The sequence below is a fragment of the Mycobacterium angelicum genome, assembly GCF_002086155.1.
Lineage (GTDB): Bacteria > Actinomycetota > Actinomycetes > Mycobacteriales > Mycobacteriaceae > Mycobacterium > Mycobacterium angelicum.
The window spans coordinates 232,809-254,692 of sequence record NZ_MVHE01000004.1 but is presented as its reverse complement, the minus strand read 5'-3'; the positions used below and the strand labels follow the sequence as shown (position 1 = coordinate 254,692).

Annotated in this window: 22 protein-coding genes and 1 tRNA gene; 11 read left to right on the top strand and 12 right to left on the bottom strand. The window is 64.4% G+C overall.

Annotated elements, in window-relative coordinates; all coding sequences use genetic code 11:
* Window positions 1-296: hypothetical protein (locus tag BST12_RS05120; RefSeq protein ID WP_211281206.1), on the top strand; the 296-nt coding region annotated here is incomplete at its 5' end.
* A gap of 17 nt (window positions 297-313) precedes the next feature.
* Here BST12_RS05120 and BST12_RS05115 read toward each other — a convergent pair.
* Window positions 314-1,459, bottom strand: coding sequence for a thiolase family protein (locus tag BST12_RS05115; RefSeq protein ID WP_083111901.1), 1,146 nt, complete (start codon window positions 1,457-1,459; stop codon window positions 314-316).
* Window positions 1,452-1,880 carry a Zn-ribbon domain-containing OB-fold protein gene (locus BST12_RS05110; protein WP_083111900.1) on the bottom strand — a complete coding sequence of 143 codons (429 nt, stop codon included), beginning with the start codon at window positions 1,878-1,880 and terminating at the stop codon, window positions 1,452-1,454. The genes BST12_RS05115 and BST12_RS05110 overlap by 8 nt, the downstream gene beginning before the upstream one ends.
* 122 nt (window positions 1,881-2,002) lie before the next feature.
* Here BST12_RS05110 and BST12_RS05105 point away from each other — a divergent pair, with 122 nt between their 5' ends.
* Together BST12_RS05105 and BST12_RS05100 are read left to right on the top strand one after the other, a co-directional pair.
* Window positions 2,003-2,296, top strand: coding sequence for a putative quinol monooxygenase (locus tag BST12_RS05105; protein ID WP_083111940.1), 294 nt, complete (start codon window positions 2,003-2,005; stop codon window positions 2,294-2,296).
* A gap of 185 nt (window positions 2,297-2,481) precedes the next feature.
* A complete protein-coding gene (locus tag BST12_RS05100; RefSeq protein ID WP_083111899.1) occupies window positions 2,482-3,390 on the top strand; it encodes an SGNH/GDSL hydrolase family protein in 909 nt (302 codons plus the stop codon).
* On the opposite strand, the gene BST12_RS05095 is transcribed toward BST12_RS05100, so the two are convergent.
* The gene (locus BST12_RS05095; RefSeq protein ID WP_083111898.1) at window positions 3,387-4,370 is read right to left on the bottom strand and encodes an LLM class F420-dependent oxidoreductase; all 984 of its coding nucleotides are present in this window, start codon (window positions 4,368-4,370) and stop codon (window positions 3,387-3,389) included. The genes BST12_RS05100 and BST12_RS05095 overlap by 4 nt on opposite strands.
* Window positions 4,371-4,479: 109 nt before the next feature.
* Between BST12_RS05095 and BST12_RS05090 the strand changes: the two genes are divergently transcribed.
* From BST12_RS05090 to BST12_RS05075, 4 genes are all read left to right on the top strand, one after another.
* Complete coding sequence (locus BST12_RS05090) at window positions 4,480-4,749, top strand: metal-sensitive transcriptional regulator (protein WP_083111939.1); 270 nt, start codon at window positions 4,480-4,482, stop codon at window positions 4,747-4,749.
* Between the two features lie 23 nt (window positions 4,750-4,772).
* Window positions 4,773-4,843 (top strand) — tRNA-Cys (locus BST12_RS05085).
* 401 nt (window positions 4,844-5,244) lie between these two features.
* Window positions 5,245-5,676, top strand: coding sequence for an MmpS family transport accessory protein (locus BST12_RS05080; protein ID WP_083111897.1), 432 nt, complete (start codon window positions 5,245-5,247; stop codon window positions 5,674-5,676).
* A gap of 35 nt (window positions 5,677-5,711) precedes the next feature.
* The gene (locus tag BST12_RS05075) at window positions 5,712-8,624 is read left to right on the top strand and encodes an MMPL/RND family transporter (protein ID WP_211281210.1); all 2,913 of its coding nucleotides are present in this window, start codon (window positions 5,712-5,714) and stop codon (window positions 8,622-8,624) included.
* Window positions 8,625-8,760: 136 nt separating this feature from the next.
* On the opposite strand, the gene BST12_RS05070 is transcribed toward BST12_RS05075, so the two are convergent.
* The gene (locus BST12_RS05070; RefSeq protein ID WP_083111895.1) at window positions 8,761-9,162 is read right to left on the bottom strand and encodes a DUF302 domain-containing protein; all 402 of its coding nucleotides are present in this window, start codon (window positions 9,160-9,162) and stop codon (window positions 8,761-8,763) included.
* A 137-nt stretch (window positions 9,163-9,299) separates the two neighbouring features.
* Between BST12_RS05070 and BST12_RS05065 the strand changes: the two genes are divergently transcribed.
* Window positions 9,300-9,647 (top strand): carboxymuconolactone decarboxylase family protein, encoded by a 348-nt coding sequence (locus BST12_RS05065; protein WP_083111894.1) that lies wholly within the window; start codon window positions 9,300-9,302, stop codon window positions 9,645-9,647.
* Between the two features lie 74 nt (window positions 9,648-9,721).
* On the opposite strand, the gene BST12_RS05060 is transcribed toward BST12_RS05065, so the two are convergent.
* Complete coding sequence (locus BST12_RS05060) at window positions 9,722-10,258, bottom strand: TetR/AcrR family transcriptional regulator (protein WP_083111893.1); 537 nt, start codon at window positions 10,256-10,258, stop codon at window positions 9,722-9,724.
* Window positions 10,259-10,337: 79 nt separating this feature from the next.
* Between BST12_RS05060 and BST12_RS05055 the strand changes: the two genes are divergently transcribed.
* Window positions 10,338-11,540 (top strand): FAD-dependent monooxygenase, encoded by a 1,203-nt coding sequence (locus BST12_RS05055; RefSeq protein WP_083111892.1) that lies wholly within the window; start codon window positions 10,338-10,340, stop codon window positions 11,538-11,540.
* Window positions 11,541-11,604: 64 nt separating this feature from the next.
* Here the strand turns inward: BST12_RS05055 and BST12_RS05050 are convergent, their stop codons facing one another.
* Both BST12_RS05050 and BST12_RS05045 read right to left on the bottom strand, forming a co-directional pair.
* Window positions 11,605-13,749, bottom strand: a complete 2,145-nt coding sequence (locus BST12_RS05050) for a 3-hydroxyacyl-CoA dehydrogenase NAD-binding domain-containing protein (RefSeq protein WP_083111891.1) — start codon at window positions 13,747-13,749, stop codon at window positions 11,605-11,607.
* A gap of 4 nt (window positions 13,750-13,753) precedes the next feature.
* The gene (locus BST12_RS05045) at window positions 13,754-14,965 is read right to left on the bottom strand and encodes an acetyl-CoA C-acetyltransferase (protein WP_083111890.1); all 1,212 of its coding nucleotides are present in this window, start codon (window positions 14,963-14,965) and stop codon (window positions 13,754-13,756) included.
* Window positions 14,966-15,218: 253 nt separating this feature from the next.
* Between BST12_RS05045 and BST12_RS05040 the strand changes: the two genes are divergently transcribed.
* On the top strand, window positions 15,219-16,400 hold the full coding sequence (locus tag BST12_RS05040) for a pyridoxal phosphate-dependent aminotransferase (RefSeq protein WP_083111889.1): 1,182 nt from the start codon (window positions 15,219-15,221) through the stop codon (window positions 16,398-16,400).
* Between the two features lie 12 nt (window positions 16,401-16,412).
* On the opposite strand, the gene BST12_RS05035 is transcribed toward BST12_RS05040, so the two are convergent.
* From BST12_RS05035 to BST12_RS05015, 5 genes are all read right to left on the bottom strand, one after another.
* Entirely contained in the window at window positions 16,413-17,129 is a 717-nt protein-coding gene (locus BST12_RS05035) for an LmeA family phospholipid-binding protein (RefSeq protein ID WP_245850063.1), read from the bottom strand.
* Between the two features lie 468 nt (window positions 17,130-17,597).
* Entirely contained in the window at window positions 17,598-18,032 is a 435-nt protein-coding gene (locus BST12_RS05030; protein ID WP_083111887.1) for an SRPBCC family protein, read from the bottom strand.
* Window positions 18,033-18,086: 54 nt separating this feature from the next.
* Window positions 18,087-18,527: an SRPBCC family protein gene (locus BST12_RS05025; protein ID WP_083111886.1), complete on the bottom strand. Its 441-nt coding sequence runs from the start codon at window positions 18,525-18,527 to the stop codon at window positions 18,087-18,089.
* Window positions 18,528-18,576: 49 nt separating this feature from the next.
* Window positions 18,577-19,659: a CaiB/BaiF CoA transferase family protein gene (locus BST12_RS05020; RefSeq protein WP_083111885.1), complete on the bottom strand. Its 1,083-nt coding sequence runs from the start codon at window positions 19,657-19,659 to the stop codon at window positions 18,577-18,579.
* 5 nt (window positions 19,660-19,664) lie between these two features.
* On the bottom strand, window positions 19,665-20,108 hold the full coding sequence (locus tag BST12_RS05015; protein WP_083111884.1) for an SRPBCC family protein: 444 nt from the start codon (window positions 20,106-20,108) through the stop codon (window positions 19,665-19,667).
* Between the two features lie 60 nt (window positions 20,109-20,168).
* Between BST12_RS05015 and BST12_RS05010 the strand changes: the two genes are divergently transcribed.
* Window positions 20,169-21,842 (top strand): alpha-keto acid decarboxylase family protein, encoded by a 1,674-nt coding sequence (locus tag BST12_RS05010; protein ID WP_139801488.1) that lies wholly within the window; start codon window positions 20,169-20,171, stop codon window positions 21,840-21,842.
* Window positions 21,843-21,884 lie beyond the last annotated feature (42 nt).

Below are 21,884 nucleotides of genomic sequence, written 5' to 3'. Positions count from 1 at the left end.
TCGGTTCCAGCGGCGGCGGCGGGACCGGCGGCACCGGCGGCACCGGCGGCACCGGGGGTAACGGCGGCAACGCGGGCATCATCACCGCGGGCGGCGACGGCGTCGGTGCCCTCGGCGGCGATGGCGGCGCCGGCGGCACTGGCGGCGGCGCCGGTACGGGCGGCGGCGCAGGCGCGGGCGGGGCCGGCGGCGTCGGCGCAACCGGCACCGGCGAGACGGGCTTGTCGGGCGCGACCGGCGCGACCGGCATTCAAGGCGGCAAGGGTGCCGCCGGCACGCCTGGCTCGCCGCGCTAGTTGCGGCGGCCAGTTCCCTAGGTCGACAGGATGGTCGCCGAGGCGGTGCCCGGGGCGCCGTAGACCTGTGCCAGCCCGACGCGCGGGTTGCCCGGCACCTGACGCTCGCCCGCCTCACCCCGCAGTTGACGCACCAGCTCGTGCACCTGCCGCAGGCCCGATGCGCCGATCGGCTCGCCATTGGCGATGAGTCCGCCGTCGGTGTTGATCGGCAACTCGCCGCCAATTTCGGTGGCGCCGTAGGCAATTAGCTTCTCCTGCTCACCGTCGGCGCACAGGCCCGTCTCGGCCATGTGGATCACCTCGGCGCCGGCGTCGGTGTCCTGCAGCTGAGCGACGTCGACGTCCTCGGGCCCGATACCGGCGGCCTCATACGCCGCGCTGGCCGCATACACCGTCGGCGAGGCGTCCTCGTCCAACGGAGCCGAGGTGGCATGCACCTCGTAGGCGCCGTAACGGCGGGTGCGAATCTCGCTGGCGCGCACGTACACTGGCTTGTCCGTGAACTTGTGCGCCAGATCCGCGCGACACATGATCACCGCGGCCGCCCCCTCATCGGGCGCACAGAGCATGTACTGAGTCAGCGGGTAGTTGAGCACGGTCGAGTTGAGGATCTCGTCTTCGTCAATCGCCTTGCGCCGGAATGCATTCGGGTTCAACGCACCGTTGCGGTAGTTCTTAGCGGCCACCCTGGCCAGGGTGGCAGCGGAGATGTGGTGGTCGTGAAGGTACTTGTTGGCCTTCATGCCGAAGAACTTGGTGGTGACGAACTGCCCGTTCTGCGCATACCACTGCGGCAGCGCCAGTTTCGCCGGGTCGTCGGTGAACGCGCCGCGAGGATGCTTGTCCATGCCGATGGCGATGCCGATGTCGTACTTGCCCAACCGGATGGTGTCGGCGGTCTGCTGGATCGCACTGGCCGCAGTGGCGCAGGCGTTGAACACGTTGGTGAAGGTGATGCCGGTCAGCCCCACCAGGCGGGTCACCGCGTCGGGATTGGACACCTCGTAGCTGCCACCGAAACCGAACTGGATGTCCTTCCACTCCACACCGGCGTCGGTGAGGGCGGACTGAATGGCCTCGGCGCCCATCTGCATCGCGGTCTTCTCGAACCGGCCGAACGGGTGCAGGCCCACCCCGACGATGGCTACTTCACTACCCATCTGAGCCTCCTACCGGCGCGAACGCGAAGGTGAGGATTTCGTTGCCCTCTTCGTCGGTGCTCAACGGCACCATGGTCAGCTCGACCTCCTGGCCGAATCGCAGCTTGGCCGGGTCGTTCTCGGTCAGCCGGCCCTCAACCCGGATCAGGTCGCCAAGCTGAACCAGTCCCATGCCGAACGGCACGAAGTCCTTACCCGTCGGGCCGGCATAGGGCGGCCCGGGTGGAAAGCCCTGGGTCGTCCACGCCACCACGGTGCCGCGCCGAGGCAGCAGCAGCTCATTCATGTCCGGGCCGCTACAGCGTGGACACCGCTGCTGCACGGGGAAGGCGGTGGCGCCACAGCCGCCGCATTGACTGCCGATCAACTGCGGATTCTCGTCGGGCCAGGTCGAGATGTCAGGGGCGAGCGCCTTCTGCATCGAGGGATCCTCCCTGGTTAGGCAGCATGCGAGCAGGAGAATACTGCATCTCGAACGGTACAACAGGATTCCACAAAAGTGGAAACCTAGTTCTCATGGCCCAGTGTGGCAGCATGACGCTCATGCCGGTCACCGTGATACTCGAACTCAAGTTCAAACCCGAAGCGGTCGCAGCCGGACGCGAGGTCATGGGCCGCGCGCTGCAAGACACCCGCGCGTTCGACGGCAACCTGCAAACCGACGTGCTGGTCAACGAAGACGACGAAGCCCACTGGCTCATCTACGAACTCTGGGACACCGTAGAAGCGGACGAGGCCTACCGCAGATTCCGCGCCGGCGAAGGTCGGCTGACCGAGTTGCCGCCGTTGCTGGCCGCGCCGCCCGTCAAGACCCGCTACGCCACGTCAGATATCTGACGAAAAGGCGAATTCAAGCCATTACAGCGCTATTCTGCAAACAAATATCTAAACATCAAAAATGGCTTTATAGCGCTCGTAGCGATTACGCCGGACGTGCTGCTAAGTTCGCAGTCTCAAAGACTGGATTCTTCAACCGCCCGATTTAGGCGTTTGACGATATTCACCCTCGTGGAGCGAATGTCATGACATTTCAATATGTCCGGAACAGCAAGGGCTCGACGCGCCTTGCCCTCGCATCGCTTGCGGTAGGCATGGTGGTGGTTATCTGCGCGATTCCCGCCGAAGGAAACGACCGCGAGGCCAAACGGCTGAACTACGTCGCAATGGGCGACTCCGTGGCCGCCGCACCCGGCGTGCCGGATCCGGCGCCGCCCACCGGTTGCGACAAGTCCACGAACAATTACCCTTCGGTGCTGGCCCGACGTTTACGAGTAACAAGGTTCATCGACGTCACGTGCAGTGGCGCCACCACGAAGCACATCACCAATCACGCTCAGCAAACGACCAGTGGCGCAATGGCCCGCCAGATCGATGCCGTCGACGGCACTACCGATCTGGTCACGATCACCATCGGCGCCAACGATGTCGCGTTGGCGATCGACGCGCAGCGGTGCGAGGTCAAGTCGCCAAACCCTAAGCCGTGCATGACCGATTTCGTCACCGGCAAAGTCGACAGCATTTCCGCCCACATCACTTCGAAGGTCCCGCTGTGGGCCGCAATGATCGACCAAATCCGGGCGAAGGCGCCGCACGCACTAATCATTCTGGTGGGTTACTGGACAATCACCAACCCCGGCGGATGCTTTCCGGCCGAACCCGTCCTGCCGCAGGATTCCGACTATCTACAGGCCAAGCTCAACGAAATCGACGACCGACAACGCGAGCTCGCGGCGGACAAGGGAATTGATTTCTTCGACTCCCGGCCGCTTTCGCGCGACCACGGCATGTGTTCGCCGCCCGATCAACGGTATTTCGAGGGATACATCACGACATATCCCGCGGTCCCGCTGCACCCCACCCCTCTTGGCGCCCGCGTCGTAGGCGAAAGCCTCGCCGGTTACGTCCAGGCGCTCAATCGGCAGCGCGACTAAGCCAATGCCGGAATCACTTCCCGCTCGAACAACTCGATCCCCGACCGGTCATAGGCGGCTTCCGGGAAATAGCAGATCGCGTATTCACACCCCAGGTCGCGTAGCTTCGTCAGCCGCTCGATCACTTGTTCCGTTGTGCCCGTGGCCGCGTCGGGGATCCCGCTGGCCATCGAATTCACCACGGCCTCCGGCACGTAACCTGCCAGCCGGTCCCCTACCCGTTGCAGCCGGGCTTTGACGTCGCCGTCGGAGCTGCCGACGATCACGGTGAAATTGGCCGAACGCACTATCGCATCGAAGTCCGTACCCAGCTTGGCGCAGTGCTGCGCAAGCACCTCCGACTTGTGGGCGAACGCCTCGAGTTCCGGGGCGAAATTGGTGTACTGGGCATACTGCGCAGCGATACGCAGCGTCACCTTCTCCCCGCCGCCGGCGATCCACAGCGGAATACCGTTGTCTTGCAACGGCTTCGGCGCGACAATCGCGCCGTCAACCTGGTAATGCTTACCGTCGAAGCTGACCTTGCCGTCGCGCCAGGCGTCCCGCATGATCTGCACGCCCTCGTCCAGCCGGCCCAGCCGAACCCCCGCCGACGGAAACCCGTAACCGTAAGCACGCCACTCGTGTTCGTACCAGCCGCCACCGATACCCATCTGAATCCGGCCACCGGAAATGATGTCGGCGGTGGCCGCCACCTTGGCCAGATAAACCGGATTGCGGTAGCTCATCGCCGTACACATCTGACCCAGCTTGATCCGGGACGTGGTAGCCGCATATGCCGCCATCAAGGACCACGCCTCGTGCGTGGCTTCGTCGCTGGGCAGCGGGACCGTATGGAAGTGGTCGTAGACCCAGAGCGAATCCCACGCCCCGGCGTCGGCATAAGTCGCCAGGTCGCGCATCACCGCCCAGTGCCGCTCGGGTTCGATGCCGACCAGATCCATCCGCCAGCCCTGCGGAATGAAGAGACCAAAGCGCATACTCAGTGACTCTAGACCGGGCCGGCCCGGCGGCGAACACATGATCGACCATGGGTACCGGATACCCCCGGGGATATACTACGGAGCATAACTCACGAAGGGAATCATGATGGTTGGCGACGAGGACAGCATTACCGCGGTACTGAATCGGCTGCGGCGCGCGCAGGGCCAATTGGCCGGCGTGATCTCGATGATCGAACAGGGCCGCGACTGCAAGGACGTCGTCACACAGCTCGCCGCGGTTTCGCGCGCGCTGGATCGAGCCGGGTTCAAGATCGTTGCCACCGGCCTGCGCGAATGTGCCACGGGCAAAAGGGGAAAGGGCGCCCAGCCGATGACCGAGGCCGAGCTGGAGAAGCTTTTTCTCGCGCTGGCCTGACGCGCCTATTTCGATCCGCCACCGGTGGAGTGGCCGAGTGGTGAGGCAACGGCCTGCAAAGCCGCGCACACGGGTTCGAATCCCGTCTCCACCTCGTCTTTAGCTGTCTTTAGCTGTCTTTAGCTGTCTTTAGCTGTCTTTAGCTGTCTTTAGCTGTCTTTAGCTGTCTTTAGCTGTCTTTAGCTGTCTTTAGCTGCTGAGTACGCCGGCGCTGCGCTGCCGCGCGCTCTCCGTCCATACGTCGTAGGGATGACGTAAAGCCGCGACCTATGCTATACCGGGTAGGGTATATGCACGCCGTCGGGAAGCGCGACGTCGGGTAGCGAACGGAGAGTTGAACATGCCCGCGATGACCGCACGCGCCACAAGCACATGCCTCGCCGAGATTGCCGCCATGGTTGTGGTTGGCCCCCGAACCACAGCCTTCACGGCAATCTCGGCGCGCCGTCCCGCGGCGGGGCAGTGAAACTAGAGCGAGACACGAGGAAAACTCCAATGTCCACTTTTCTCAAGCGGGCTTGGGTGCCGTTGATTGTGATCGTGGCGGTCGCCGCCGGCGCCACTGCCGTCGTACGCCTGCGCGGTGTCTTCGGCTCCGACGCGATGTTCTCATCGGGCGGCAGCACCGTCGAGTCCATCGTGCCGTTCAATCCCAAGCAGGTGACCTACGAGGTTTTCGGGCCCACCGCAACCATGGGAAGCGTCAGCTATCTGAACAAGAATGCAGAGCCCGAACGGGCGAACTTCACCGCCCTGCCGTGGACGTACACCATCACGACGACGATTCCGGCGGTGATCGCCAATGTGGTGGCTCAGGGCAATAGCGACACCATCGGATGTCGCATCATCGTCAACGGCGATGTCCGCGACGAGCAATCCACCACCGGACATCACGCCCAGACCTTCTGCTTGGTGAAGGCCGCATGAACGCCAACGGGGACAACGACAGCCGGCCGCTGTTCATGCGGATGGTCAGGACGCTGGCCGTGCCAATCATCCTGGCCTGGCTGGTTTTAACGATCGCCGTGAACGTGCTGGTGCCGTGGATCGAATTCGTCGCGAGATCACACGCCGTCACCATGTCGCCGCAAGATGCGCCGGCGATGATCGCCGCCAAGCACATCGGCGCGAAGTTCCAGGAATCCGATTCCGACAGCATGGTCATGGTCGTCCTGGAAGGCGATAAGGAACTCGGCGCCGACGCACACACCTATTACGACGGCTTGGTGCGCAAGCTCGAGGCCGACACCAAGCACGTACAGCACGTGCAGAATCTGTGGGGCGACCGCATCACCGCCGCCGGATCGCAGAGCGGGGACGGCAAAGCCGCATACGTTCAGCTCAACGTGGCGGGCGATCAGGGCAGCACGCTGGGCAACCAGTCCGTCGATGCCGTTCGCAAGATCGTCGACGAGTCACACCCACCCCGCGGAATAAAGGCATACGTCACCGGCCCGGCAGCACTGACCACGGACATGACCGAGGCCGCTGACAAGAGCATGTTCAAAATGATGGGCGTGACGGGCGTGGTCATCATGATCATGCTTGCGATCGTCTATCGCTCCGTCAGCACGGTGCTGCTCGTTCTGTTCATGGTCTTCCTCGAGATGCTCACGGCCAGAGGGGTTGTCGCGATTCTCGGCAACTACGACCTACTGGGATTCTCGACGTTCGTCGTCGCGATGCTGTCATCCCTGGCCATTGCGGCCGGAACGGATTACGCGATATTTCTCATCGGACGCTATCAAGAGGCGCGCCAGGCCGGTGAAGACCGAGAAACGGCCTGGTACACCATGTTTCGCGGGACTTATCACGTCATCCTGGGTTCGGGGTTGACGATCGCGGGGGCATCGTTCTGTCTGCACTTCGCGCGATTGTCGTATTTCAAAGCCCTGGGCATCCCTTCTGCGCTGGGGCTTCTCATCGTGATCGCCGGCGCGCTGACGGTGGCGCCGGCTGTGGTCGCCGTGGCCAGCCGGTTCAGTTTGCTGGATCCGAAACGGATGATCAAGACGCGGGGTTGGCGGCGGATCGGCACGGCCGCCGTCCGCTGGCCCGGTCCGGTCTTTGTGACGTCATTGCTCATCGCCCTGCTCGGCTTGCTCGTTGTGCCCACCATGAAGATCAGCTACAACGACCGCTTCTACATCCCGTCGAATCTGCCGTCGAACGTCGGATATGCCGCGGCGGAAAAGCATTTCAGCGCGGCCAGACTCAATCCCGACATCCTCATGGTCGAGGGCGACCACGACATGCGCAATTCCAGCGACATGATCATTCTGGACCGGATCGCCAAAGACATCTTCCGCACACCGGGGATCGCGAGTGTCCAGAGCATCACCCGGCCCCTGGGTGGGCCGATCGAACACAGCTCGATCCCGTTTCAGGTCAGCATGCAAGCGCTTCCCATCCAGCAGAACCTGCAGTTCATGAAGGACCGAATGGCCGACATGCTCACGATGAGCGACGATCTCGGCGCCATGATCGGCTCGATGGAACACATGCAGGCGCTGCTCGGCCAGATGAGCAACACAACCCATCGCATGGTCGGCGACATGGGCGAAATGCAGTCCACGCTGGACGAAATGCGCGACCACCTGGCGGATTTCGACGATTTCGCCCGGCCGTTCCGCAGCTACCTGTATTGGGAACAACACTGCTTCAACATCCCCGCCTGCTGGGCGGCGAAGTCGGTGTTCGAAGCGCTCGACGGCGTGGACAAGTTCAGCCAGGACATGAGCACGCTACTCGAGGACGTGAACAGAATCGACGAGTTGCTGCCGCAGATGCTGGCCGAATTCCCGCCGATAATCACCGTCGCAAAGTCGATGCAGGGGACCCTGCTGACGCTACACAGCAGCTTCTCGGGACTGGTCACCCAAATGTCCCGGATGACCGACACCGCAAGCGCAATGGGCCAGGCGTTCGACTCATCAAAGGCCGACGACTACTTCTACCTGCCCCCAGAAGCGTTCGATAATCCCGATTTTCAGCGCGGCCTGAAACTCTTCCTGTCCTCCGACGGTAAGGCGGCGCGGTTCATCATCACCCACGACGCCGACCCGGCAACCCCGGCGGGAATCGCCGCGGTCAAGCCGGCGCTCAACGCCGCCCACCAAGCCGTGAAGGGCACTCCCCTGGCAAACGCCAAGTTCTATCTCACCGGCACGGCCGCGGTCTACAACGACATACAGACCGGCTCGAAATACGATCTGCTGATCGTGGGAATAGCGGCGATGACGCTGATATTCGTGGTGATGCTGATCATTACTCGCGCCCTGGTCGCTTCGCTGGTGATCGTAGGCACGGTGCTGTTGTCGCTGGGCGCGGCCTTTGGCCTGTCAGTGCTTGTCTGGCAACACATGCTGGGTTTGGAGTTGAACTGGATAGCACCCGTCTTCGGGTTGATCATTCTGCTGGCGGTCGGGTCCGACTACAACCTGCTGCTGGTGTCGCGGTTCCAGGAGGAGATGGGCGCCGGGCTGAACACCGGCACTATCCGCTCGATGGGCGGGACGGGCGGTGTCGTCACCGCGGCGGGCCTGGTATTCGCCTTCACCATGATGTCCATGGCCGCCAGTGACCTTCGCTCGATAGGCCAGGCCGGCACCACGATCGGCTTGGGCCTGCTGTTCGACACTCTGGTGGTGCGCTCGCTGATGACGCCATCGATTGCCGCATTGCTGGGGCGCTGGTTCTGGTGGCCGCAGCGGGTGCGGCCACGGCCCGCCAGTTACATGTTGCGGCCCTTCGGCCCGCGCCGCCTGGTGCGCTCGTTACTGCTGGGCGAGGCTGTCGAGGCCGTACCCGCCAAACCGAAGGCAGAACCGAGTGGCAGCCAACCGGAGCTGCGCGAGCGGCAGACCGTTCATTAGGGTCATTAGTCCCTACCACCCGGGGGTATGCGTGCGGAACGATTTCAAGGATGATGGTCCCGGGCGGAATGATGGGGCCGGGCGGAATGATGAGGCCGAGCACGTCGCCGACGACGACGCCCGTTACGCCGCATCCCTAACCGAGCGCACTGACCGCAGCATGCAGTTTGGCAGCGGCCTCATCGGCGACTGCCTGCAGCGCCTCTGCCTCACCGGCGACCTTGACCATGATTTGCGGATCCATCGCCTCGACCAGCACCGTGTCTCCGGGACCGTCCGGGTCGGTTCGCACCACGACGTTGCACGGCAACAATTGACCGAGCTGACGGTCGATTTCCAGTGCGCGATGCGCCAACGTGGGATTGCAGGCACCGAGGATCAGATAGTCCTCCATGTCGTGGCCAAGCTTCTTCTTGAGCGTGGCCTTGACGTCGATCGTGGTGAGCACGCCGAAACCCTGATCTGCCAGGGCTTGAGTGGTCCGTTCGACCGCTTCCTCGAAGGTGGTGTTCAGTTTGGTACTCAGACCCGAGGTCATCGGTACTCCTTCCTCCTCGTATCAGCCCTTCCCCACAGTACCCCCGCGGGTATGTGCGGTGTGGCGCCCGCGCTCCCGTCCGGCAACTCATTCCACCCCGGTGGAATACCCCGGCGGGTATTTGTATTGTATAGGGCATGACCGACAACAGCCACTACCACGACGTCCTCAACGACCTCAATCCGCAGCATCGCGCCTTGCGCCAGATGATCCCGGACGTGTACCGGGGATTTGCGGAGATGAGCAACGGCGCGCTGACCTCAGGCGCGTTGGATAAGAAATTCAAGGAGCTCATCGCGCTGGCCATCGGCGTCGTCGCCGGATGTGACGGTTGTATCGCATCACACGCCCAGGGCGCCGCACGCGCCGGGGCCTCCAAGGAAGAAGCCGCCGAGGCGATCGGCGTCAGCATTCTCATGCACGGCGGTCCGGCCACCATCTACGGCGCGCGTGCGTACGACGCGTTCTGCGAATTCGCCGACTAGGCCGCCGCAACGGCCTAGCGCCACAATGACTTTGGCCGACTTTGGCCGACTTTGGCCGCCAACGTCCAAGGCTGTCACACACCCAGCGCACCAAGCGCGGCATCGACCGAGTGTGCGCGCAACTCCTCGTGCGAGATGTCGTAAAACTGGATGCAGCAGTCCTGCAAGCCGCCCAAGGCGACCACCGCGCGGGTGGCTTGCGCGAGCGTCGGCTTCGGCCCGAATATCACCTTGCCCAGCCGCTTGTGCCAGGCCAGCACCGTGTCGATGAGGCCGAGGTCGGCCAGCGTCGTCCATTCGGCCAACACCAGCATCAGGTCCTGCCGGTGCCGGTAAAAGAAATCGAAGTAGCCCTGCAGCAACTGCCGAGCATCGACGACACCAACGCGCTCCGAATCGGCGACGAACCGCTCACCCTCTTCGATCAGCGGCACGACGATGCTGCGCACCAGGTCTTCGCGTGAGGTGAAGTGGTAGTACAAGGCGGGTTTGGTGATCCCGAGTTCGTCGGCGATGTCCTGCAGGCTGGTGCGCTGCACGCCCTGGCGCACGAACAGGTCGCGAGCGACCTCCTGAATGCGCTGCCGGGTATCCGACCGGGGCCTGGTCACGCAAATCAGCTTAACCGACTTACCGATCAGTAAGTGGCCGTGCTAGGCTTACCGAACGTTAAGTAAGTAGGAGGTCGCCATGCGGATTCTGATCTCAGGGGCCAGCATCGCCGGCCCGGTTGCGGCGTACTGGCTCGCCCGGTACGGGTTCGACGTCACCGTCGTCGAACGCGCGCCTCAACTGCGAAAGACCGGCGGCCACGCCGTCGACCTGTTCCGGCCGGCCGTGGAAATCTCGGAGAAGATGGGCGTGCTGCCGCAGATAGCGGAAATGGCAACCGGCACAACCGAACTGACTATTTACCGCGAAGGAGTCGCGCGGCCAGCTCAGGTCGATCTCACGAAGGTCTACGGCGCGTCCTCAGACCGTCATGTCGAGATCATGCGTGACGACCTGAGCGAAATCTATTACAACGCAAGCAAAGGCGACGTCGAATACATCTTCGGCGACTCCATCAGCGCCATGTCCCCCGGCGGCGACGTGACTTTCGAGCACGCGGCCGTCCGCACCTTCGACGTCGTCATCGGCGCCGACGGCTTGCATTCGAACGTTCGCCGGCTGGTCTTCGGCGAGGACGCCGCGACCAGCCGGTTCCTCGGCGGCTACCTGTCGGTCATATCCGTGCCGAAATCGCTTGCACACAGCGGACAAATGGTCATTCATTTGGGAGCCGGACGCATGGCCGGCATCTACACCGCGCAACCGCTGACCGACGCGCGCGCACTGTTCTTGTTCCGTAGCCGCAGTGAACTGCAGTACCACCATCGAGATGTCCTGCGGCAGCAGGACTTACTGCGGACAGCGTTCACCGGGATGCACCCACAGGTGGACGGCTGGCTCGAGGAGCTGAACCGAACACCCTCGTTCTACTTCGACTCGATCACCCAGCTGCAACTCGACAGTTGGTCACGCGGCCGGGTCACGCTGGTCGGCGACGCCGGGTACTGTCCGGGACCCGCCGTCGGCGGCAGCACCAGCATCGCGGTGCTGGGCGCCTACATACTGGCCGGCGAACTCGCGCAGGCGAGCGGGGACTACACCCAGGCCTTCGCCGCCTACGAGCAGCAGATGAGTGACCCGGTGACCCGCAGCCGCGCCTTCGCGCGGGTGGCCGCCAAGTCAATCGTTCCCAGCAGCGCGGCGGGCGTATGGGCGCTGACTCGCGGTGCACAGCTCATCTCGCTGCTGCCCGCCAAAGTCACCAAGGCCGTGGCGAAACTGAACACCAAAGGCGCACGCCTGTACGACTCCATGCACTACCAGGATTACTCACCCGTCTGAGCATGGCCGGACGCAAAAGCTCCCGACACGGCGATGCGTGCGGGAGCTTCTGCGTTGCTTGCTGTTAGGTCAACGAGTCCGGCGGCAGGAAGCGGTCGCCGTACTTCGCGGCCAGCTCACGGGCCCGGGCCACGAACGCTTCCTTGCCCCTACCGAGCGGACCTTCGTATCCGACGATGTACTGCGCGCTACCACCGGTCCACGGCGGGAACCCGATTCCCATGATCGAGCCGATGTTGGCGTCAGCGGTCGACGTCAACACGTTTTCGTCGAGGCACTTCTGGGTTTCCAGCGCCTCGGCGAACAGCATCCGATCGATCATGTCCTGCAGCGGCGGCTCCGAGGACCCCGACTTGAACGTGTCGCGCAGGCCCGACCACAATCCGGAGCGCTTGCCGTCGGCGTACTCGTAGAAGCCGGCACCCTTGAGACGGCCGGACCGGCCGAGCTCAATCATCTTCTCCACCACCGCTTCTGCCGGGTGCGGCTCGTAGGTGCCACCGGCGTCCTCGACGCCCTTGCGGGTGGCGGTGGCGATCTTGTGCATCAGCTCCAGGTTGAGCTCGTCGGACAGCTGCAGCGGCGGCGCCGGGTAACCGGCCTGCGAACCGGCCTGCTCGATGCTGGACGGCTCCACGCCCTCGCCGAGCATCGCCAGCGCCTCGTTGACGAAGGTGCCGATGACACGGGAGGTGAAGAAGCCGCGGCTGTCGTTGACCACGATCGGGGTCTTGCCGATGGCCAGGGTGTAGTCGAACACCCGGGCCAGCGCGTCGTCAGAGGTCTTCTCGCCCTTGATGATTTCCACCAGTGGCATCTTGTCGACCGGCGAGAAGAAGTGGATTCCGACGAAATCCTCCTGCCGCTTGACGCCAGTCGCCAGACCAGTGATCGGCAGGGTCGAGGTGTTCGAGCCCAACAGCGCGTTGGGTTCGACGATGTCCTCGATCTCCTGGAACACCTTGTGCTTGAGTTCCTGGTTCTCGAAGACGGCCTCGATGACGAAATCCACACCCTTGAGGTCGGCCGGGTCGGCCGTCGGGGTGATGCGCGCCAGCAGGGCGTCGCTGCGCTCCTGGGTGGTGCGGCCGCGCTCGAGTGCCTTGGCTTCGAGCTTCTCGGAGTAACCCTTGCCCTTCTGCGCCGCCTCGATGCTGACGTCTTTGAGCACCACGTCGTAGCCGGCCTTGGCCGAGACGTAGGCGATGCCGGCGCCCATCATGCCGGCGCCGAGTACGCCGATCTTGTTGATCTCGACCTTTTCGATGCCGTCGGGCCTCGACCCACCGTTGTTGATGGTCTGCAGGTCGAAGAAGAACGCCTGGATCATGTTCTTCGACACCTGGCCGGTGACCAGCGTGGTGAAGTAGCGGCTCTCGATGCGGCTGGCGGTGTCGAAGTCGACCTGCGCGCCCTCGACCGCGGCGGACAGGATGGCCTTCGGTGCCGGCATCGGCGCGCCCTTGATCTGCTTGCGCAGCAGCGACGGGAACGACGGCAGGATGCTTGCCAGTCCCGGCGAGGACGGGGTGCCGCCGGGCATCTTGTAGCCCTTCTTGTCCCACGGCTGTTCATGCGAGTCCGGGTTGGCCTTGATCCACACCTTGGCGGCCGGCACCAGCTCCTCGACCGTCGGCAACACCTCGTCAATCAGGCCGAGTTCCTTGGCCTTGGCGGGCTTGAACCGGGTGCCCTGCGACAGCACCGTGACGAACGCATTCTGGATACCCAGCATCCGCACCGTTCGGGTAACGCCACCGGCGCCGGGCAGCAGGCCCAGCGTCGCCTCGGGGAACCCGAACTGCGATCCCTTCACGTCGGCAGCAATGCGGTGATGGCAGGCCAGGGCGATTTCCAGGCCGCCACCGAGCGCGGCGCCGTTGAGCGCCGCCACTACCGGCTTGCCCAGGGTCTCGATGGTGCGCAGCTGCTTCTTGACGGTCTCGACCAGATCGAAGGCCTCACCGGCGTTCTCGGGACCGATCTGAATCATGCTCTTGACATCACCGCCGGCGAAGAAGGTCTTCTTCGCGCTGGTGATCACCACGCCGGTGATCGAATCCTTCTCCTCGACAAGGCGATCCACCGCCTTGCCCATGGATTCGATGTACGCCTCGTTCATCACGTTGGCCGACCCCGACGGGTCGTCCAGAGTCAGCGTGACGATACCGTCGGCATCCTTATCCCACTGAATGGTGTTGTCGGCCATGTACTTAAACCCTCTCGATGATCGTCGCGACACCCATGCCGCCGCCAATACACAACGTGACCAAGGCGCGCTGGGCGTTGCGGCGCTCCAGCTCGTCGACCATGGTGCCCAGGATCATTGCGCCGGTGGCGCCCAACGGGTGGCCCATCGCGATGGCGCCGCCGTTGACGTTGAGCTTCTCGTCCGGGATGTTCAGGTCCTTCTGGAACTTCAGCACCACCGAAGCGAAGGCCTCGTTGAGCTCGAACAGGTCGATGTCGTCGACGGTCAGTCCGGCGCGGTCGAGCACCTTGCGGGTGGCCGGGGTCGGGCCGGTCAGCATGATCACCGGGTCGGCACCGCTGGTGGCCGTGGCCACGATGCGCGCCCGCGGGGTCAGGCCCTGCGACTTGCCGGCTGCCTCGTTACCGATCATCACCAGCGCGGCGCCGTCGACAATGCCGGAGCTGTTACCGCCGGTGTGCACGTGGTTGATCTTCTCCACCCAGTGGTACTTCTGCAGCGCCACGTCGTCGAAGCCGCCCATCGCGGCCAGCCCCTCGAAGGCCGGCTTCAGCTTGCCCAGGCCTTCCTTGGTGGTGTCGGGCCGCATGTGCTCGTCGTGGTCGAGGATCAGCAGGCCGTTCTGGTCGCGGACCGGTACCACGGACTTCGCGAAGTAGCCGCCGGACCATGCCTCGGCGGCCTTCTCCTGGCTGCGCAGCGCGTAGTTGTCGACGTCGTCACGGGAGAAACCCTCGATGGTGGCGATCAGGTCGGCGCCGATGCCCTGGGGGACGAACATGACGTCGTAGTTGGTGGCGGGGTCCAGACCCATGGCGCCGCCGTCGGATCCCATCGGAACGCGGCTCATGGACTCGACGCCGCCGGCCAGGACCATGTCGTCCCAGCCGGAACGCACCTTCTGCGCGGCGGTGTTGACGGCTTCCAGGCCAGAGGCGCAGAACCGGTTCAGTTGCACGCCGCCAGAGGTGACGGGCATGCCGGAGGCCAGCACCGCGGCGCGGGCGATGTCGCCGCCCTGGTCACCGACCGGTGAGACGCAGCCCAGGATGACGTCGCTGATGAGGTTCTCGTCCAGGTCGGGGTTGCGCTTGCGCAGCTCCTCGATCAGGCCGACGACCAGGCTCAATGGCTTGACTTCGTGCAGCGAGCCGTTCTTTTGCTTGCCGCGCGGCGTGCGGATGGCCTCGTAGATGAAGGCTTCTTCGGACATGTCTATTCCTGTTCCAAAAAGGGGGGTTTGGATCCGTCTTAAGAGTAGGTCCAGTAGGGGAACACTAACAGCCTCCTCGGCCAACCTGTTGGTTGGGCCAGAGTTCGCTGGTCAGAACGGTGCCTCAGGCGCGAGTGTGCGCTTATGACATTCGCCGCGACATTCGCTGTGAACTGTGGGCGGGAATTTCGGCAAAACTCCGCCCGGTATTCACTGGCGGAGCCATAAACGCACACTCGTATCCTGGATCGCCATGACGGTGGAGCGCCTGCGCCCGTATGCAACCACGGTCTTCGCCGAGATGTCGGCGCTGGCCGCGCGCATCGGCGCGATCAACCTGGGGCAGGGCTTTCCCGACGAAGACGGACCGCCGCAGATGCTCGCGGCCGCCCGGGACGCCATCGCCGCGGGCGTCAACCAGTACCCGCCCGGAATCGGCATCGCACCGCTGCGGCAGGCAGTCGCCGCACAACGCCGGCGGAAATTCGGTGTCGAGTACGACCCCGACACCGAAGTGCTGGTCACGGTCGGGGCCACCGAAGCCATCGCGGCAGCGGTGCTCGGCCTCGTCGAACCCGGCTCTGAGGTCTTGCTGATCGAGCCGTTCTACGACTCCTACTCACCGGTGGTGGCGATGGCCGGTGCCCACCGGGTAGCCATACCCCTGGTTCCCGACGGCCGCGGCTTCGCGCTGGACACCGACACGCTGCGAAGCGCGCTCACACCGAAAACCCGAACACTGATCGTCAACACGCCGCACAACCCGACCGGCGCCGTGCTCAGCAAGGACGAGCTGGCCGCCATCGCCGAGATCGCGGTGGCCGCAGACCTTTTGGTGATCACCGACGAGGTATACGAACACCTCGTATTCGACGGCCACCAGCACCTGCCGCTGGCCACCTTCGACGGCATGGCCGAGCGGACGATCACCATCTCCAGCGCTGCCAAGATGTTCAACTGCACCGGGTGGAAGATCGGATGGGCCTGCGGCCCAAGACAACTCATCACCGGAGTGCGTGCGGCCAAACAGTACCTGAGCTATGTCGGCGGTGCACCGTTCCAGCCGGCCGTGGCAGCGGCGCTGGATAGCCAGGATCCGTGGGTGGAGCAACTACGAAATTCCTTGCAGTCCAGGCGAGATCGGCTGGCGTCGGGCCTGGCGGACATCGGCTTCGCCCTGCATGACAGCTATGGGACCTACTTCCTGTGCGCCGACCCACGTCCGCTGGGGTACGACGACAGCGCGTCATTCTGCGCGGCACTGCCCGAGAAGGCCGGGGTGGCCGCCATCCCGATGTCGGCGTTCTGCGATCCGGTAGCCCCGCACGCCGACACATGGAATCACTTGGTGCGCTTCACCTTCTGCAAACGCGAGGAAACCCTCGACGAAGCGATCAGACGACTGTCCGTGTTGCGCGACCGGCCCGGGCCTTAAAATTGCGGCCAATCAGGCTCCGCTGAAGCAGTCATGACCGGTCTGCGATGACGAGTTTGCCGGGATCGTCGCGTTTGTCGTGGAGAAGGTAGCCTCGACGCCGGAATCGGTGACCTTGACGCTGTCCGCGTGGATGCCGAGCGGATAGTTCTGCGTCGCCTTGGCTGTGAGATCGTCCAGGTACTTCTGCACCGTATCCGTCGACATCCGCGAACCCAGCGCGGTCAAATTGACCACCTGTAGCGACAGCCCATTGTTGACGATCTGGGGCTTGAGGGTGGCGCTGTCGAGCAGACCCTGCAATTCGATAGTTCCGGCGCTGGGGTTGGTGGTGACTTTGCTGGCTACGAAACTGCCCAGCTCCGGAATGGCGTTCTGGATCGATTCTTTGATGCCTTCGGTTGACCAGGTAATCGTGCCGTTCAGCGCGCCGATGGTGCCCTTGGAATTATTGGCGTCGCTCAGGCGCAGGTCCTTGATATCGATGGTGACTTTCATGCCCTTGGCACTGCGCACCTGGTTGCCGGCAGTCTGCACGGAAACGTCGGGGTAGTGGCTGCTGAGGTACTGCCACAGGACCGGCGGCATGGAGGCAAAAGAAACGCTGGCGCTGTCCTGCACCTCGCATTGCACCGCCTGCGCGACTTTGCTAGTGGCCAGGTGGCGGACCCATAGCTCGGCACCCACCGCGACCGCAACGATGACCGCCAACAGGATGGCTAAGACCACACTCACCGATCTGCGGGAGAAGCGGCGCCGGCTTTGGGCTACCTTCGGCGGCGGCTCGGTGGGCAGCCTAGTGGTGGCCTGCTCTTGTTGGCCCGGCGGCGGGCCGGACGGACCCGGCCGCGGAGCCGGCGGATACGGTTGTCGACCCGGTGGGTGCCGGGGCGGCGGTGGTCGGTTCGGTGGCGGCGGTGCGGGGTAAGACCGACCGCCCCCAGGAATCTGCCGGGTCGGCGAATCCGACGGCGGCGCCGGCTGGGGCGCTGGGGGTATTGGTCGTTTGGGGGCACCCGGTGGCCGAGAGGGGCGATTCCATTCCGGCGAATCGCCGCGCGAAGGCCCTTGCGGAGTAGTCACCAACGCAATTGTGCACCGCCAAAGTGAACGCGTTCCCGACGAACGTGGCGGTTAGCCGACTGCGGTCACCATAAAGACGTTCCGACCTCGCTGCGGTCGAGTTCGAGGTCCGGGCTAACCGTGGGCAACCCGTTTGCGCAGCCCCTCGAGGGCGGCATTGAGAATCTTCTTGCGCGCGATCCCCACCCAGAACTGCGGCAGCGGCGCCGACGGTTCAACCGTGATCGTGAACCGCACCCGCGTCTGGTCCTCACCTTCGCGGCTCAGGTTGTATTCACCGTGCTGGCCGTGTTGCTGGGCGGTCTTCTTGGCATCCCAAACCATCCAATCGGGGCCCCAATGGTATTCGAGCAATTCGGTGTCGGTGATGCAGGCGACTTTGATGGTCACCTTCACGTGGTTGGGCCGGCCGTCTTGATGCCTATCGATGACGACGAGGCGCTTGTGTACCGAAGACCATGACGGCACAGCGTCCATATCGGCGAGCGCCTCCATGATCACTTCCGGCTGCGCGTCGATGACGATTTCGCCCGATGCTTGTACGGCCACCGCTACCAAATTAGCAATCCCGGCCGGTAATGGACCACGTTGAAACGGCCGGGGCTACGCGGTTTCTCCGGTGAGCAATTTCTGCAGCCCCTTGGCGGCGGACTCCAGCACATGCTCGCTGGCCCGCTTCACCACGAAACCCGGAATGGGCCCGGCAGGTTCTACGGTGATGTCGAAACGCACCCGCGCTTTATCGATGCCTTCGGGTTTGACCGTGTATTCGATGTGCTGACCGTGTTGCTGGAAAGTCTGGCCGGCATCCCAGCACACCCAATCCGGGCCCCAGTGATATTCGAGGATCTCTTTATCGGTCAGGCCCAGAATTTTGATAGTCGCCTTCACATGGTGTGGGCGGCCATCGGGGTAATAGTCGATCACTTCGACTTGCTTGTGCAGCGGGGACCAGGCAGTAAGGACGTGAGGATCTGCCAGCGCCTCCATCACCCTTTCCGGGGGCGCGTCAATGACAATCTCACGCGATACCTGTACGGCCACCGAGCACAACGCTAGCAACGTCGCCCCGGTTATGGACGGTGTTCCGGCGTTACCATCCGATTTCGTTCAGGGGTGTGGTCGCAGCCGGCGGCGATCCGACCGGCCCCGCCGGCGGCCGGGAGAAACGCGGTGCCGGCGCCGCCTGCTCCACGCCATGCGCGTCGATCACCGTCGAACGCGCCCGCAGATGGGCATCGCCGGCGGCCTCGTTCCACGTCAGCACCGGGGTCACGCACGCATCGGTGCCGGCGAAGACCTCGGTCCATTCGTCGCGGGTGCGGCCGGCGAACCGTTCAGCGAAGATGGCGTGCATCTGTGGGTACGAGCCGACGTCGAGCTGGCTGGGCACATCGGCCGGCGACAATCCAAGTCCGGTCAGCAACGCCGCGAAGAACTGCGGCTCGATGGCGCCGACGGCCAGGTACTTCCCGTCGGAAGTCGCATAGCAGCGATAGAACGGGGCGCCACCGTCGAGCAGGAAGGATTCGCGCCGGTCGCGCAGCTTGCCCGTGGCCTTCATAGTCCACATCATCTGGGCCAGCACGCTGACCCCGTCCACCATGGCGGCATCGATAACCTGGCCCTGTCCCGACCGCTCCCGCTCGTACAGAGCGGCGACGATACCCAGCAGCGCCAGCATCGAGCCGCCGCCGAAGTCGGCGACCAGGTTCAGCGGCGGCATCGGAGGCCGGTCGGCGTAGCCCAGCGCCGAGAGCGCACCGGTCTGCGACAGATAGTTGATGTCATGGCCCGCAGTCGAAGCCAGCGGCCCGTCCTGTCCCCAGCCGGTGATCCGCGCGAAGATCAGTCGCGGGTTGACCGCGGCGCACTCATCGGGACCGATGCCCAGCCGTTCGCAGGTGCCGGGCCTGAAGCAGTCCAGCAACACGTCCGCCTTGGCGGCCAGCGCCAGCAGCGCGTCGGGCTGTGTCTTGACGTCCAGGTCGACGATCCGCTTGCCGCGATGCATGAGGTCGCGGTCCTCGGCCGGCATCTGCACAGGGGAACCGGGCCGGCGCACCCGCACCACGTCGGCGCCCAGGTCGGCGAGCACCATTCCGGTGTGCGGGCCGGGCCCGATGCCGCCGAGTTCGATGACCCTCACCCCGGCCAGCGGCCCCCCGCCGGTCACTCTCGTTAGCTTCCCTTCTTCACCTTCAGTACCTGCTTGCGCAGATCCTGGGTCGCCGTATCGACCGTGCCCTTGATGGCGCGTTTGAGCACGAAGCCGGGCAGCGGCACGTTGGGGTCGACGGCGATCTCGAACTTGACCAGGGTGCTGTCGCCTTGGGGCACCAAGGTGTACTTCCCGTCCTGCGACTTCTGCTGGGCGGAGCTGACCAGCGTCCAGCTCACCGTGTTTCCGCTCCAGGTGTAGGCGCACACCTGTTCGTCGGTGATGCCTGCGGTCTTGACCTTCATCTTCACCTGGCTCGGCCGCCCGTCGTCTCCGGTCTCGAGGATCTCGGCGCTCTGGTGGGGCGACGACCATTCGGGCATCGCCTCGAAATCGGCGATGACGTCCAGGATCTCCTCGGGGCTGGCTTCGATGACGATGTCGCGGGACTCTTTGATTGCCATGGCCCGCACGATAGCGAACCAGCGGCTCAGCTGGAATACCCTGCTGCCGGGCGTACCGTCGTGGTCGTGACTGAACCCGTGTATACCGTCGGCGACTATCTCCTCGATCGGCTCGCAGAACTCGGCGTAACGGAGATCTTCGGCGTTCCCGGCGACTACAACCTGAAGTTCCTCGACCACATCGTCGCTCATCCGGCCATCCGCTGGGTGGGCAACGCCAACGAGCTCAACGCCGGCTATGCCGCCGACGGGTACGGTCGCCTGCGCGGAATGGCCGCAGTGGTAACGACATTCGGCGTCGGCGAACTCTCGGCGACCAACGCCATCGCGGGCAGCTACGCCGAACACGTGCCGGTGGTGCACATCGTCGGCGGCCCCACCAAGGACGCACAGGTCGCTCGCCGGGCGTTACATCATTCCCTCGGCGACGGCGACTTCGAGCACTTCTTCCGGATCAGCCGCGAAATCACCTGCGCCCAAGCCAATCTCATGCCGGCCACGGCATGCCGGGAAATCGACCGGGTGCTGTGCGAGGTGCGCGAGCAGAAGCGGCCCGGATACATATTGCTTTCCAGCGACGTCGCCCGCTTCCCCACCGAACCGCCCGCAGACCCGTTGCCCCGCTACACCGGCGGCACCAGCCCGCGTGCGCTCGCCCTTTTCACCGAGGCCGCGACCAAGCTGATCGATGACCACCAATTGACCGTGCTCGCCGACCTTTTGGTGCATCGCCTGCAGGCGGTCAGCGAACTCGAGGCGCTCTTGGCAGCAGACGTCGTGCCGCATGCCACGTTGATGTGGGGCAAAAGTCTGCTGGACGAGAGCTCCCCCAATTTCCTCGGCATCTACGCGGGCGCGGCCAGCGCCGAACGGGTGCGCGCCGCGATCGAGAACGCCCCCGTGCTGGTGACGGCCGGGGTGGTGTTCACCGACATGGTCAGCGGCTTCTTCAGCCAGCGGATCAACCCGGCCCGCACCATCGATATCGGGCAGTACCAAAGCAGTGTGGGCGACGAGGTGTTCGCGCCGCTGGAGATGGGCGCCGCGCTGGCCGCACTCACCGAAATCCTGACCAGGCGTGGCGTCAGCTCCCCCGCGGTGGCGGCGCCGCCGGCCGCACCGCCGCCGATTACCCCGGCCCGCGACGAACCGCTCACCCAGCAGATGGTGTGGGACCGGCTGTGTGCGGCGCTCACCCCGGGCAATGTGGTGCTGGCCGACCAGGGGACCTCGTTCTACGGGATGGCCGACCACCGGCTGCCACAGGGTGTCACGTTCATCGGCCAACCCCTTTGGGGCTCAATCGGTTACACGTTGCCCGCGGCGCTCGGCGCGGGGCTGGCGCATCCCGAGCGCCGGACGGTGTTGCTGATCGGCGACGGCGCGGCGCAACTGACGGTCCAGGAACTCGGCAGCTTTTCCCGCGAGGGGCTCTCCCCCGTCATCGTGGTGGTCAACAACGACGGCTACACCGTCGAGCGTGCGATTCACGGAGAAACCGCCCCGTACAACGACATCGTTGGCTGGAGCTGGACCGAGGTACCCAACGCGCTGGGAGTGACCGGCCATCTGGCGTTTCGGGCGCGGACGTACGGCGAACTCGACGACGCGTTCACCGCGGCCGCCGCACACCAGGACCGGATGGTGTTCGTCGAGGTGGTCCTGCCCCGCCTCGAGATCCCGCGGCTGCTGGGCCAACTCGTGGGCTCGATGTCGCCGCCGGCTGAAAGCTGAATCAGGTCTTGGCTTCGTTGGCTTCCAGGGCGGCCAGGATCG